This window comes from Cohaesibacter marisflavi, from assembly GCF_963665895.2.
Classification (GTDB): domain Bacteria; phylum Pseudomonadota; class Alphaproteobacteria; order Rhizobiales; family Cohaesibacteraceae; genus Cohaesibacter; species Cohaesibacter marisflavi.
This window is the reverse complement of the sequence record NZ_OY762534.1, coordinates 4,370,073-4,383,524: the sequence shown is the minus strand read 5'-3', so window position 1 is coordinate 4,383,524 and position 13,452 is coordinate 4,370,073. Positions and strand designations below refer to the sequence as shown.

The following is a 13,452-nucleotide window of genomic DNA, read 5'->3' as shown; positions in this document are numbered from 1 at the left end:
TTGCGATGCTGAAGGTGATCCCTTAGGGTCAACACGATTTTCAAGACGCACCGGGCCTGTCAGATATCGACCCGGACAAATTTACCGCGCGAAAGACATAATGACATGAACCTTAAAGACAAAAGCCTTCTAGAACCCCGCGCCTATATTAATGGCGAATGGAAACAACTCGACGCCACTTTCGATGTCACCAACCCCGCGACGGGCGACGTAATCGCCAAGGTTTCCGATTGCAGCATTGACGATGTCAAGGCCGCCATTGATGCTGCCTATGAAGCCCAGAAGGAATGGGCCAAGCGCACGGGCAAAGAACGCGGCACCATCTTGCGCAAATGGTTCGACCTGATGGTCGAAAATGCCGACGATCTCGGCCAGATCCTGTGCGCAGAAATGGGCAAGCCCCTGCCTGAAGCCATTGGAGAAATTCATTATGGCGCCTCCTTCATCGAATGGTTCTCCGAGGAAGCCAAACGGGTTTATGGCGATATCATTCCCGGCCATCAGCGCGACAAGCGCATCATGGTGCTCAAGCAGCCAGTTGGCGTCGTCGGCTCCATCACACCCTGGAACTTCCCCAACGCCATGATTGCCCGCAAGGTCGCTCCGGCGCTGGCTGTGGGCTGCGCCTTTGTGGCGCGCCCGGCAGAACTTACGCCACTGTCTGCCATGGCCATGGCTGTTCTGGCCGAGCGCGCAGGCGTGCCAAAAGGCGTCTTCAATGTGGTGCCGAACAGCCATTCTGCCGCAACAGGGCAAGAGCTGTGCGTCAATCCTAAAATTTCCAAGATCACCTTCACCGGCTCTACCCGCGTGGGCAAGATCCTCATGCGCCAGTGCGCAGACAGCATCAAGAAAATGAGCATGGAGCTGGGTGGCAACGCTCCCTTCATCGTTTTCGATGATGCCGATCTGGACGCCGCCGTGGAAGGCGCCATGATCGCCAAATATCGCAACAATGGCCAGACCTGCGTCTGTGCCAACCGCCTCTATGTGCAGGAAGGCGTTTATGATGCTTTTGCCGAGAAGCTCACCGCAGCTGTGGCAAAGCTCAAGCCCGGCAACGGCATGGATGAAGGCGTCACCGTCGGCCCACTCATCAATATGGATGCAGTTGAAAAGGTCGAGGCCCATTTGAAGGATGCCTTGGAAAAAGGCGCCAAGGTGCTCACCGGTGGCTCTCGTCTTGAAGGAACCTTCTTTGAACCGACGGTCATTGCCGACGTGCCGGCTGACGCGCTCGTCTCCAACGAGGAAACCTTCGGACCGGTCGCCCCGCTCATCCGCTTCAAAACCGAAGAGGAAGTCATTGCGTTGGCGAACGACACCGAATTCGGCCTTGCAGGCTATTTCTTCGCCAATGATCTCTCCCGCGTCTGGCGCGTTGCTGAAGCGATGGAAACCGGCATGGTTGGCGTCAATACCGGCCTTGTCTCCACCGAGGTGGCTCCGTTCGGCGGCATCAAGCAGTCTGGTCTTGGCCGTGAAGGCTCCAAATATGGCATCGAGGACTATCTCGAAGTCAAATATGTGTGCCTTGGCGGCATTTAACAGGCCAAAGAAAAGCCCAAAAATCAGAAATTGAAAGAACCCGCCTCCCGACAGGGGCGGGTTTTTCGCGCCAAACGCAAGGATAGTACGAATCCCTGTTGTACTTGATGAGACAACGTGGCACTGAGACATCAACCAAGCCCCTGCCCTACGGGCAAAGAGAGATAGGACCCGCCATGAGCGAACTACCACCCTGCCCGCAATGCGGCAGCACCTACACTTACGAAGACGGCGCCCTGCTGATCTGCCCTGAATGTGCCCACGAGTGGTCGCTCACACAGGCGGCAGAAGAAGAAGGCGAAGAGATTGTTCGCGATGCAAACGGCACCCCTCTTGCCGATGGGGATACCGTCACCGTCATCAAGGATCTCAAGATCAAGGGCACCAACGATGTCGTCAAGGTCGGCACCAAGGTGAAGAATATCCGCGTCGTTGGCGGCGACCATGACATCGATTGCCGCATTCCGGGCATCGGCCCGATGGGGCTAAAATCGGAATTCATCAAGAAGGTGAATGACTAAAAAACAAGGCCTCCGCAAGGAGGCCTTGTTCATATCCCGACTGAGCGTTATTGGCGCGGATCAAACCAGATACGCACGACTGGGTGCATCAGAGCATCATGGAATGGTTGAGGCCACCATTCACATAGATCACCTCTCCGGTCATCCCGCCCGAAGCATCGCTCAGCAGAAATTCCACGCTACCCGCAATCTCTTCAGTGGTCACCGGACGCCGCAGGAAGGACCGGCGGCTCAAGATGGAATGCACCTTGCTGAAATCAGGCAACACGCGCGAGGCTGGCGTGCGCAGTGAACCGGCAGAAACGATATTGGCGCGAATGCCGCGATCTCCGAGCTCACAGGCAAGAATACGGTTGGTCTGTTCAAGCGCAGCCTTGGCCACCCCGATCGCATCATAGCCGGGAATAACCTTCTCCCCACCGAGGAAAGACAACCCGACAATCGACTTGATATTGGGATTCCGCTTGAGCGCTTCATCGATCACGGCGATGTAGGAATAGCAGCTATCGCTCATCGTCTGCAAAAATTCATCGCGGCTGGTGCCAAGCAGACCCTTGGTCGTCGTCACATTCGACTTGGCGATGCAATAGACAAGACCGGTCACATCATTGAGATCATCCAGATCATCAAAAGATCCCTGATAATCGAGCTCACGCACCTCGTGACGCTGAGAAATATGCATGAACTTGTCTTTGCGACGCGTTGTCACCACGGTATTCCAACCATGGTCAGCCAGATGTTCAGCAATACCGAAGCCGATGGAACGCCGCGAGCTCACACCCACGATCATGGCCTTGCCGGCAGGAGCCACAGCCTTTTCCTCGCGCACGTCCTGTCTCGGAGCCTCATTATCGGGCACCGGAGCCAAAAAATTCCGTTTGTCGAGAAATGCACTATATTTCAGGACTTGTCCTTGCCAACCCATCGCCAATCGATCCACTTCTTCATCCTGAACGGATGGTCCCAAGACACCGGAGACAATACGCCTTCATCAAAAGGTCACGGATGAATGCGTCAAAACTCCAATTGATTCAAAACTCAACAAGCGCCTCAAGTCTTCAAGACCCGAAAGGCCGCCTTAGATACCACGCGTTCCAAACTTCAATATGACAAAATGACGGCACGGTGTGGATTTGTGACAGGGCTGTCCGAGATCCACATCCACCTACAACTCCCGGCAGGATCTGCTTCAATCTTACCGACGCGGAGCAATCAAAATGTTCGCTGAACATGTTAGTTAAATATATGGGACAAATCGTGAAATGCCAACAGAGGCGCCCGGGCAGCAGTGAACATCAAGACACCCAAAAGCGTCATCAAGAGCAACCCTACACAAAATCCAAGAAAAACAAACAAGCCATTGTAAATATTGAATTTTAATGGATTTCTGGAGCAAAAAGCCACTTACCTTGGCCTTGCGAGACGGTCGAAGATTACCATTTCCAACACAATTTGAAACAATATGTGATTACCCTGAGAGGGCATTTTCAACCCTCAAAAGGCGTAAAAGGCTGGCAAGTCAGAATCAAACAAGGACGCCGCCGCGAAACCCGCCAGCTCCCTATTCCATCCTGTAGCGGTCAAGATCCACATCCGCCTCATAGTCGACGCTCTCCAGTCCGAAGCCGTTGAGCTTCATGAAGTCGCCCTTGTAGCCTTCATAATCACCGATGGAGCGGAAGGTCTCAGGTGTCATCTTGTCCAGAAGCGCGGCAACCTTCTCCTGCACATCGGCGCGCTGCTCCCTGTCGTCAATTCGCACCAACCGCTCGGCATCGACCGGAATGGTGCCATCCGCGCGGTAGAGTGTGTCCGCATAAAGCCGCTGCATCTGCTCGATGCAGCCTTCATGCAGTCCCATTTCCTTCATCACGCGAAACAGCGCCAGCAGATAGGGCGACAGACCTGGAATAAACACACTGGCCTTTGTCACCAGAGCCTTGCAGACAACCACATGGGCCTGACCCTTTTGCGCCTTCAGCGCCGCATCAATCCGGTCTGCGGTTTGATGCAGATCAGCCTTGGCCCGCCCGAGCGTGCCATGATGGTAGATGTCGTAAGTGCGTTCCGGCCCGATATAGGAAAAGGCCAGCGTTTCAAAGCCTTCCGCGAGCAGACCTTCGCCTTTCAGAAACGATATCCAGCTTTGCCAGTCCTCGCCACCCATCACCTTGACGGTATCCTCGATCTCCTGATCTGTCGCAGGTTCCAGACATTGCTCTTCCAGACAATCCTTTTCCAGATTGATGGTATAGCCGCGCGTCGCAGTTCCTATCGGCTTGATGGTGGAACGCACGAGTTCACCCGTTTCCGGATCGGGCCTTGCTCCGGTGGCCAGAGAATAAACCACCAGATCCACCGATCCGCCAAATTCATTGCGAATATAGTCAGCGACTTTCGCCCGCATGTCCGGAGCAAAGGCGTCGCCAACAAAATTGCGCGCGATCAGCCCTTCCTTGCGGGCCATGTGACTGAAATGAATGAGATTATACCAGCCGGCCGAGCCGACGCCCTTGTCCGAAGGCCCGCGCTCGAAGGCGACACCGATGGTATCGGCCCGTGCTCCGCCAAAGGCCAATGAGATCCGCGAGGCAAGCCCGAAGCCCGAAGACGCCCCCAACACCAGAACCTTGCGTGGCCCTTTGGCAATTTGCGGGGCGCGGCTCACATATGCAATCTGTTCAGCAACCGCCTGGCCACAGCCAACCGGGTGGCAGGATTTGGCAACCTGCCCCTTGATAACGGGATGAATAATCATGATAGTCCAAGCAGCAATGCGTGATCAAAAACAGGGGCTCATCCATCTTGGGCCCGACACAAGCAAAATAGCGCAACCAAGCAACTGAAAAAAGTGGCCACACTTAACCAAAAGACCCCTGTTAAAAAACAGAGGCCCACGATCCGGTGCATTCGCTCCTGAGAGCCCGAATAGATGCCAGAAGCAAGATAGAGGCAAGGAAGATGCAGCCTAGAAGCTGGTGCGCATCCGGTAGCCGGGATGATAAACCAGCCGCACATGGGTGATCGGTTTTTCCGCAAACCATGTATTGCGCTCGGTTGCAAACAAGGCGCCGCCGATAGGAATATCAAAGGCTCTGGCCAGCTTGGCATCGGCCGAAACGGCAAAGAAACTCGCATCGCCACCCGAATAAGGCGCATTCTGAACGAGCCATTCGTTTGCCGTCACCTTTTCCAGATCGGCAGCCTCGAAATCAGGAACCGCATCAAGGCTGGTATAGCGTTCTTCATAGATAAAGGGCTGATTGTCGTAAAAATGCACAGTCTCGGTGTAAAGAAGCGGCGTATCATCACCGACACGGAAGGCCCCAGCCAAAAAGGCAGGCAGGGAACGATTTTCACGGATCAGCAGATTCTGCCGATAGAATGCACCCTTGGCCTCGACTTCCTCGCGAATGATCGGAATGGTCAGGATTGCCTTGTGTGGCGGATTGACGGCAACCCGAGTGCCCGCCTTGCGCTTGCGCGTCACGATGCCTGATGTCGCCAGCTCTCGAAGGGCACGGTTGACCGTCGTTCTGGCGCAGTGAAATTCCTCGGCCAGCTCTGACTCATTGGGAATTATCTCACCGGGCTGCCAAATTCGCTCATTGATCCGCCGAAGCACTTCTTCTCTGATCTGGGTCCAACTGGTACCCTCTTTTGTCTTCTCGCTCAAAATTCCTGCCTCAGCCGTCTCATTACCTGGATATAGCGTGCGCAAATCTCTTCTCCCCTCGTGTGTTTTCCATCTATAACCAAATGCCGCCCCGCAGACCAGACATCTGTTATCAAACGATCATCGCCAGCAAAAATCCAGCTATCCAGAATTTCGTCCCCCGCGCAGCCATCCAGCATCACAGATGATGCATCAAGCGCCAGCAGGTCTGCATAGTGCCCCTCGGCAAGCGCTCCGGCAGCACGACCAGCAGCCTGAGCCCCACCGGTTACGGCCGCATCAAACAGCACCCGCCCTGTGGAGCGCTCCGTTGTGGCAACACTCGCCCGGCAACGATCACGCAAACGCTGCGAATATTCCAGCGTTCTCAATTCTTCAGACAGGGAAATGCGGATGTTGGAATCCGACCCGAGCCCCAGCTTGCCGCCCTTGGCCAGATAGCGCACCCCATTGAAGATACCATCCCCAAGGCTGGATTCAGTCATCGGGCAAAGTCCGGCAACAGCACCGGTTGCCGCAAGCGCGTCAGTCTCGTCGTCGCTCATCTGCGTGCAATGGATAAGACACCAGTTCGACGCCACATCATGGGTATCAAGCAGCCAGTCGACGGGCCGTTTGCCCCAGGCAGCTTCCACTTCTTCCACTTCCTTGACCTGCTCGGCCAAATGCATATGCAACGGGCGCTCTCCTACCAAGGCCACACAAGAGGCCAGAGCATCGGGCGAAACAGCCCGCAGAGAATGGGGTGCAACGCCAATGAGGCTATCGCCCCCAAGATGCGCCACAGCCTTTGACGCTCCTTCATGCAGTCGTGCAAAGCGCTCGAAATCATTGCCAAACCGGATCTGCCCAGCCCCGAGAGGCCGCTGATCACAGCCGCCATATTGATAAAGCACAGGCAGCAGCGTCAATCCGATGCCGGATGTCTCGGCGGCAGAAACCACCCGCTCGGACAGTTCGGCCAGATTGTCATAGGGCGTCCCGTCCGCTTGATGATGCACATAATGGAATTCGGTGTTGCAGGCATAGCCCGCTTCCAGCATTTCCATCTGCACAAAGCTCGTAATGGCTTCAATGTCGTCGGGCGTCAGAATATCAAGGAAGCGATACATGATCTGGCGCCAGGTCCAGAAGGTATCGAGCGGTTCGGGCCCGCGTTTCTCGCTCATGCCGGCCATGGCGCGTTGGAAGGCATGGCTATGCAGATTGGTCGGCGCAGGCAACAGAATATCCACTCTGCTCTCAGCCTCGCTTGCGCGCGCGGCATCAACATCGCTCTCGATCTGTGCTATCTTGCCATCCGCGCCAATCGACACAAGAGCATCATTCTGCCAGCCATTCGGCAGCAACGCCTTTTCTGCATAAATTTTCATCACTTACTATTCTCCAACGCGATCGTGATCAGTTTTGCCGATAATAGCGGCATTAATTCGAGAGTCTCGTTGACAGCCTCATTATTATGTGCATGTATATTCACATAAATCGCAACATAATCAAGCACGGATTGCAATCAGTGACGCGACTTTTGATAAAAAACGCCACCTTGGCAACAATGGTAACAGGCGCGGAGCCCTATGGCCTCATCCCCGATGGAGCGCTCGCCATAGAGAACGAGACAATCGCCTATTGCGGCCCGCTTGCCACTCTTCCAGAACACATGAAGGACTGGCCGAGCCGCGACGTAGATGGCGCATTGGTCACACCCGCTCTGGTCGATTGCCACACGCACATTGTTTTTGGGGGCAATCGTGCGCGCGAATTTGAAATGCGTCTTGAAGGGGCCACCTATGAAGAGATTGCCCGTGCAGGTGGCGGCATTGTTTCCACGGTAACAGCCACCCGCGCAGCCAGCGAAGACGACCTGCTTGCCAGCGCCCTGCCCCGCGTTGACACCTTGATCGCAGAAGGCGTCACCACCCTTGAAATCAAATCCGGTTATGGCCTCGATATCGAGAGCGAACTAAAAATGCTGCGCGTTGCCAAGCGGATCGCCAAGGAGCGTCCGGTCACCGTGCGCACCAGCTATCTTGGCGCCCACGCCGTACCTGCCGATTATAAAGGCAAGCCGGATCTCTATCTTGATGAGGTCTGTCTACCAGCCCTCAAACAGGCCCATGAAGAGGGCCTTGTGGATGCGGTTGATGGCTTCTGTGAAGGCATCGCCTTCTCACCTGAGCAGATTGCCCGCGTATTTGAAGCGGCCAAGGCACTCGGCCTGCCGGTCAAGCTCCATGCCGAACAGCTCTCCAATCTGGGTGGTGCAGCGCTTGCTGCCAAATTCGGCGCACTTTCCTCCGATCATCTGGAACATCTCGATGAAGCTGGCGTAAAAGCCATGGCCGAGGCCGATACGGTTGCCGTTTTGCTGCCCGGTGCCTTTTACACCCTGCGCGAAACCCAGAGCCCACCGGTTGACCTGTTGCGCAAGCATGGCGTCTCCATGGCCATCTCGACAGATTGCAATCCGGGCACATCGCCGCTCACATCCCTTCTGCTGACCATCAACATGGCCTGCACCCTTTTCCGCCTGACGCCAGAAGAAGCGCTCAGCGGTGTCACCCGCAACGCAGCCAAGGCCCTCGGCCTTGCCGATCGGGGCATGTTGCAAAAAGGCCTTCGTGCCGATATCGCCATCTGGAATGCCGCTCATCCGGCAGAGCTGGCCTATCGCATCGGCTTCAACCCGCTAGAAGATCGCATCTGGGGAGGTGCATAATAAAATGGCTACCGTTTCTCTCGTTCCCGGCGCCGTAACGCTCAAGGATCTTGAATCCATTTATCGTCAGGGTCACTCTGTCACCATTGACCGCAGCGCCAAACCAGCCATTGAAGAAGCCGCCAATCGCGTGCGCCTTGCTGCCCTTGGCGAAGAAGCCGTGTATGGCGTCAACACTGGCTTTGGTAAACTTGCCAGCGTCAAGATCGCGCCGGAAGACACCGCCACCCTGCAGCGCAATCTCATTCTCTCCCATTGCTGCGGCGTGGGCGAAGAGATGGAACCGGCCACCGTACGTCTCGTCATGACGCTGAAGCTGTTGTCTTTGGCCCGCGGCGCATCCGGCGTTCGCTGGGAGATTCTCGAACTGATCGAAAATTGCCTCGCAACGGGTGTGACCCCCATCATCCCGAGCCAAGGGTCGGTTGGGGCTTCAGGCGACCTTGCCCCACTGGCGCACATGACCGCCGTGCTGATCGGCGAAGGCGAAGCCACCTATGAGGGCGCCCGCCTGTCTGGCGCGCAAGCCCTTACCCAAGCGGGCCTTACACCGGTCACCCTTGGCCCGAAAGAAGGCCTTGGCCTCATCAACGGCACGCAGGTTTCCACCGCCTTTGCGCTGGTCGGACTGTTTGGCGCCCTGCGCATGGCCGAAGCCTGCCTCGTGACCGCTTCCCTGTCCACGGATGCCATCATGGGCTCCACAGCACCCCTGCTGCCGGAAATCCACGCACTCCGTGGCCATCGCGGCCAGATCGAAGTGGCCAGCGCCATGCGCAAGCTGATGGAAGGCTCTGAAATCCGCGAAAGCCATCGCGATGGCGATGCCCGTGTGCAGGACCCCTATTGCATCCGCTGCCAGCCACAAGTGGCAGGCGCCTGCGTTGACCTGCTGCGCATGTCCGCCCAGACCTTGCAGATCGAAGCCAATGCCGCCACCGACAACCCGCTCGTGCTCATTGAGGCCGATCGCATCGTTTCAGGTGGCAACTTCCACGCCGAGCCGGTTGCCTTTGCCGCCGACCAGATCGCCCTTGCCATTTCCGAGATTGGTGCCATTGCCCAGCGGCGTATTGCACTCATGGTCGATCCGGCCCTCTCCTTTGATCTTCCGCCCTTCCTTGCCAAGGATCCGGGCCTAAACTCCGGCCTGATGATTGCCGAAGTGACGACCGCCGCCCTGATGAGCGAGAACAAGCATCTGGCCAACCCCTGCTCGACAGACAGCACGCCCACAAGCGCCAATCAGGAAGACCATGTCTCAATGGCCGCTCATGGAGCCCGCCGCCTCAAGCGCATGACGGACAATCTTGCCAACATTCTGGGCGTGGAACTGCTCTGTGCGGCCATGGGTGTGGAGCATCGCTTGCCGCTCAAGACGAGCCCATGCCTGCAAACGGCCATTGCCCGCCTCCGGCAAGACATTCCGAGTCTTGATACCGACCGCTTCATGGCTCCGGACCTCAAGGCCGCCTGCGCCCTGATCGCAGACCGCACCATGCTTGATGCAATTTCCAAAGACTATCTGATTTCACTGGAGGCGCTCGATGCAGCCCTTTGACCTTACCGAAGGCACAAGCCCGATTATCCTGGCCTTCCCCCATGTCGGCACCCACCTGCCCGACGCGGTAGAAGAAAAGCTCAATGAAACGGGCAAGGTCCTTGCTGACACCGACTGGTTTGTCGACCGGCTCTATTCGGGTCTGTTGGAAGGCGCAACCATGGTGCGCGCCAATTTCCATCGCTACGTGATCGACGCCAACCGCGCCCCGAGCGACGAGTCGCTTTATCCGGGCCAGAATACCACTGGCCTTTGCCCTACCACCGATTTTGACGGCAAGCCGATCTACAAGGATGGCATGGAGCCCGACGCTGAAGAGATAGAAGCCCGCCGCCTTGCCTGGCACAAGCCCTATCATGATGCCCTTGCGGCCCAGATCGAACGGGTCAAGGCCATCCATGGCTTTGCAATTCTCTATGATTGTCACTCGATCCGCTCCCATATTCCTTTCCTTTTTGAAGGCAAGCTGCCCGATTTCAACATCGGCACCAATGAGGGCAAAACCTGCTGCAAATGCGTTGAGAAGACCGTCGCCACCCACGCCATGGGCGCTGAGGGCTACACCGCCGTGCTCAATGGTCGCTTCAAGGGCGGCTGGACGACGCGCCATTATGGCGATCCGGACAACAAGGTCCATGTGATCCAGATGGAACTGGCACAGGATACCCATCTGGTCCGCGAAGAGCCCCCGTTTGACTATGATGACAAAAAAGCCGAAGCGCTGCGCGTGCATTTGAAGGCGATCCTGACCGATCTGGCCGCACTCGCACCCCACCTTTCCGGCAAAGAACAATAAGACTTGAGGAGACAGCAATGGTTGACAGCCGCCACAACGAACGTGATGTTTTCCCGCCGACCGGCCCGGAACTGAACGCCAAATCCTGGCTCACCGAAGCGCCCCTGCGCATGCTCATGAACAACCTGCATCCGGATGTGGCCGAACGCCCGCACGAACTGGTTGTCTATGGTGGCATCGGTCGCGCCGCCCGCACCTGGCAGGATTTCGACAAGATTACACAAACCCTCAAGACGCTGGAAGACAACGAGACCCTATTGGTCCAGTCTGGCAAGCCGGTTGGTGTGTTCCGCACCCACAAGGATGCGCCGCGTGTTCTCATCGCCAACTCCAACATTGTGCCCCATTGGGCCAACTGGGACCATTTCAACGAGCTCGATAAAAAGGGCCTAATGATGTATGGCCAGATGACCGCTGGCTCGTGGATCTATATCGGCGCACAGGGCATCGTGCAGGGCACCTATGAAACCTTCGCCGAAGCAGGCCGTCAGCATTATGAAGGCGACCTGAAGGGCAAATGGATTCTGACCGGTGGTCTTGGCGGCATGGGTGGCGCCCAGCCACTGGCAGCCGTCATGGCAGGCGCCTGTTGCCTTGCCGTTGAATGCGACGAGAGCCGCATCGATTTCCGCATGCGCACCCGCTATGTGGACGAAAAGGCCCACACCCTCGACGAAGCTCTGGAGATGATCAAGAAATGGACCGCCGCAGGCGAAGCCAAATCGGTCGGCCTCGTAGGCAACGCCGCTGACATCTTCCCCGAGTTGATCGCACGCGGCGTCAAACCGGACATCGTCACCGACCAGACCTCTGCCCATGACCCTGTTCATGGCTATCTGCCCAAGGGCTGGAGCGTTGCCGAATGGCGCGCCAAGCAGGAAACCGAGCCCAAAGTGGTCGAAAAAGCGGCCCGCGCTTCCATGCGAGATCATGTCGAAGCCATGGTTGCCTTTTCCGACATGGGCATCCCGACCTTGGACTACGGCAACAATATCCGTCAGATGGCACTGGAAGAAGGCTTAGAGAATGCCTTTGCCTTCCCAGGCTTCGTGCCCGCCTATATCCGTCCGCTCTTTTGCCGTGGCGTGGGCCCCTTCCGCTGGGCAGCCCTCTCCGGCGATCCAGAAGATATCTACAAGACCGACGCCAAGGTGAAGGAACTCATCCCCGATGATCCGCATCTGCACAACTGGCTCGATATGGCCCGTGAGCGAATCGCCTTCCAGGGCCTTCCTTCCCGCATTTGCTGGGTTGGCCTTGGCCAGCGCCATCGTCTCGGCCTTGCCTTTAACGAAATGGTGCGCAATGGCGAGCTGAAAGCGCCGATCGTCATCGGCCGCGACCATCTGGACAGTGGCTCGGTTGCTTCGCCAAACCGCGAAACCGAAGCCATGAAAGATGGTTCGGATGCCGTTTCCGACTGGCCGCTACTCAACGCTCTGCTCAACACAGCCTCGGGCGCCACATGGGTGTCGCTGCATCATGGCGGCGGCGTCGGCATGGGCTTCTCCCAGCATGCGGGCATGGTCATTTGTTGCGATGGCACAAAAGATGCAGACGAACGCCTGGAACGCGTGCTATGGAACGATCCTGCAACCGGTGTGATGCGTCATGCCGATGCGGGCTATGAAATCGCTGTGGAATGCGCTAAGGAACACAAGTTGAATCTTCCGGGCATCCTTTCAGACGAATAATATAATAACGAAAACAATACCCTCCAACCTTCCAGAAATTTAGGAGTACAGCTACAATGAAAAAGACAATCCTCAGCTTTGTTGCTGCTGCAACCATCGGTCTGAGCTTTGCCAGTGCGGCACAGGCCGACCTTTTGTCCGACATCAAGGCAAAAGGCGAAATCGTAGCCGCAACCGAGATGCACTACGCGCCATTCGACCTTCTCAAGGATGGTGAATATGTAGGTATCGACCGTGATCTGTTTGACGAAATTGCCAAAGATCTGGGCGTCAAGGCCAAATATCTCGACCTGCCATGGAACTCCATTCTGCCGGGTCTGGAAGCAGGCAAATTCGACTTCGTCGTTGCCCCGGTCACCATCACCGCAGAACGCATGAAGCGCTACAACTTCACCCTGCCTATTGGCAACGCCACCGTTGCTTTGGCCAAGAAGGCTGGCGACACGTCCATCTCCAAGCCTGAAGACATTTCTGGCAAGGTCGTCGGCACCCAGAAGGGTACCGCTCAGCTCGAACAGCTCAAGGCTTTTTCCGAATCGCTGGCAACGCCAGCTGAGATCCGTGAATACACAAACGTCGACGAAGCGCTCGCTGACATGGCAGCAGGCCGCATCTCCGGCGTTGCTAACTCCCTGCCTCTGATGGGGTATGCCGCAGTACAGCGCCCAGGCCTGTTCGAACTCGTCATGCCTCCATTCGGCGATCCGAAATTCTTCGGCTGGGTCGCAACGGGTGACGAAAACAGCAAAAGCCTGATTGAGGCAATCAACGCCAGCCTTCTCAAAATGCATGAAGACGGTCGCCTGAAAGCCATCAACGAAAAATGGCTCGGCAGCAATCCGGACCTACCGACAACCATGCCGGACGTAAAATAATGAAAACAGCGCCCGGCAGGTCACCTTGCCGGGCGTATGCTTTTCATTAGATTGCCAATACAGCC

At 56.6% G+C, this 13,452-nt stretch carries 11 protein-coding genes; 7 read left to right on the top strand and 4 right to left on the bottom strand.

Features of this window, described 5'->3' with window-relative positions; translation table 11 throughout:
• Positions 1-105 precede the first annotated feature (105 nt).
• Together ACKPCT_RS20465 and ACKPCT_RS20460 are read left to right on the top strand one after the other, a co-directional pair.
• Positions 106-1,548, top strand: a complete 1,443-nt coding sequence (locus tag ACKPCT_RS20465) for an NAD-dependent succinate-semialdehyde dehydrogenase (protein WP_319567828.1) — start codon at positions 106-108, stop codon at positions 1,546-1,548.
• Between the two features lie 176 nt (positions 1,549-1,724).
• Positions 1,725-2,069 (top strand): zinc ribbon domain-containing protein YjdM, encoded by a 345-nt coding sequence (locus tag ACKPCT_RS20460; RefSeq protein WP_319514295.1) that lies wholly within the window; start codon positions 1,725-1,727, stop codon positions 2,067-2,069.
• 88 nt (positions 2,070-2,157) lie between these two features.
• Here ACKPCT_RS20460 and ACKPCT_RS20455 read toward each other — a convergent pair whose 3' ends face one another.
• The 4 genes from ACKPCT_RS20455 to ACKPCT_RS20440 all read right to left on the bottom strand — a co-directional run bounded on the left by ACKPCT_RS20455 (position 2,158) and on the right by ACKPCT_RS20440 (position 7,118).
• Positions 2,158-3,009 (bottom strand): enoyl-ACP reductase FabI, encoded by an 852-nt coding sequence (locus ACKPCT_RS20455; protein WP_319514296.1) that lies wholly within the window; start codon positions 3,007-3,009, stop codon positions 2,158-2,160.
• 621 nt (positions 3,010-3,630) lie between these two features.
• On the bottom strand, positions 3,631-4,827 hold the full coding sequence (fabV, locus tag ACKPCT_RS20450; RefSeq protein ID WP_319567827.1) for an enoyl-ACP reductase FabV: 1,197 nt from the start codon (positions 4,825-4,827) through the stop codon (positions 3,631-3,633).
• Positions 4,828-5,037: 210 nt separating this feature from the next.
• Positions 5,038-5,745: a GntR family transcriptional regulator gene (locus ACKPCT_RS20445; protein WP_090074057.1), complete on the bottom strand. Its 708-nt coding sequence runs from the start codon at positions 5,743-5,745 to the stop codon at positions 5,038-5,040.
• Positions 5,742-7,118 (bottom strand): formimidoylglutamate deiminase, encoded by a 1,377-nt coding sequence (locus tag ACKPCT_RS20440; protein WP_319567826.1) that lies wholly within the window; start codon positions 7,116-7,118, stop codon positions 5,742-5,744. Before ACKPCT_RS20440 ends, ACKPCT_RS20445 begins: the two co-directional genes overlap by 4 nt.
• Positions 7,119-7,297: 179 nt before the next feature.
• Between ACKPCT_RS20440 and hutI the strand changes: the two genes are divergently transcribed.
• From hutI to ACKPCT_RS20415, 5 genes are read left to right on the top strand one after another with little or no spacing between them, the layout of a single operon-like run.
• Positions 7,298-8,461, top strand: a complete 1,164-nt coding sequence (gene hutI / locus ACKPCT_RS20435) for an imidazolonepropionase (RefSeq protein WP_319569446.1) — start codon at positions 7,298-7,300, stop codon at positions 8,459-8,461.
• A gap of 4 nt (positions 8,462-8,465) precedes the next feature.
• The gene (gene hutH, locus ACKPCT_RS20430) at positions 8,466-10,022 is read left to right on the top strand and encodes a histidine ammonia-lyase (protein WP_319567825.1); all 1,557 of its coding nucleotides are present in this window, start codon (positions 8,466-8,468) and stop codon (positions 10,020-10,022) included.
• Positions 10,009-10,818, top strand: a complete 810-nt coding sequence (hutG, locus tag ACKPCT_RS20425) for an N-formylglutamate deformylase (protein WP_319567824.1) — start codon at positions 10,009-10,011, stop codon at positions 10,816-10,818. The genes hutH and hutG overlap by 14 nt, the downstream gene beginning before the upstream one ends.
• 17 nt (positions 10,819-10,835) lie before the next feature.
• Entirely contained in the window at positions 10,836-12,512 is a 1,677-nt protein-coding gene (hutU, locus tag ACKPCT_RS20420) for a urocanate hydratase (RefSeq protein WP_319567823.1), read from the top strand.
• Between the two features lie 56 nt (positions 12,513-12,568).
• The gene (locus ACKPCT_RS20415) at positions 12,569-13,387 is read left to right on the top strand and encodes a transporter substrate-binding domain-containing protein (protein ID WP_090074068.1); all 819 of its coding nucleotides are present in this window, start codon (positions 12,569-12,571) and stop codon (positions 13,385-13,387) included.
• Positions 13,388-13,452 lie beyond the last annotated feature (65 nt).

What these genes read in the sequence shown, in the direction of transcription:
- fabV (WP_319567827.1), bottom strand. Translation starts at nt 4,827, where the DNA reads ATGATTATTCATCCCGTTATCAAGGGGCAGGTTGCCAAATCCTGCCAC.
- ACKPCT_RS20460 (WP_319514295.1), top strand. Translation starts at nt 1,725, where the DNA reads ATGAGCGAACTACCACCCTGCCCGCAATGCGGCAGCACCTACACTTAC.
- ACKPCT_RS20415 (WP_090074068.1), top strand. Translation starts at nt 12,569, where the DNA reads ATGAAAAAGACAATCCTCAGCTTTGTTGCTGCTGCAACCATCGGTCTG.
- hutI (WP_319569446.1), top strand. Translation starts at nt 7,298, where the DNA reads ATGGTAACAGGCGCGGAGCCCTATGGCCTCATCCCCGATGGAGCGCTC.
- ACKPCT_RS20440 (WP_319567826.1), bottom strand. Translation starts at nt 7,118, where the DNA reads ATGAAAATTTATGCAGAAAAGGCGTTGCTGCCGAATGGCTGGCAGAAT.
- hutH (WP_319567825.1), top strand. Translation starts at nt 8,466, where the DNA reads ATGGCTACCGTTTCTCTCGTTCCCGGCGCCGTAACGCTCAAGGATCTT.
- hutU (WP_319567823.1), top strand. Translation starts at nt 10,836, where the DNA reads ATGGTTGACAGCCGCCACAACGAACGTGATGTTTTCCCGCCGACCGGC.
- ACKPCT_RS20465 (WP_319567828.1), top strand. Translation starts at nt 106, where the DNA reads ATGAACCTTAAAGACAAAAGCCTTCTAGAACCCCGCGCCTATATTAAT.
- hutG (WP_319567824.1), top strand. Translation starts at nt 10,009, where the DNA reads ATGCAGCCCTTTGACCTTACCGAAGGCACAAGCCCGATTATCCTGGCC.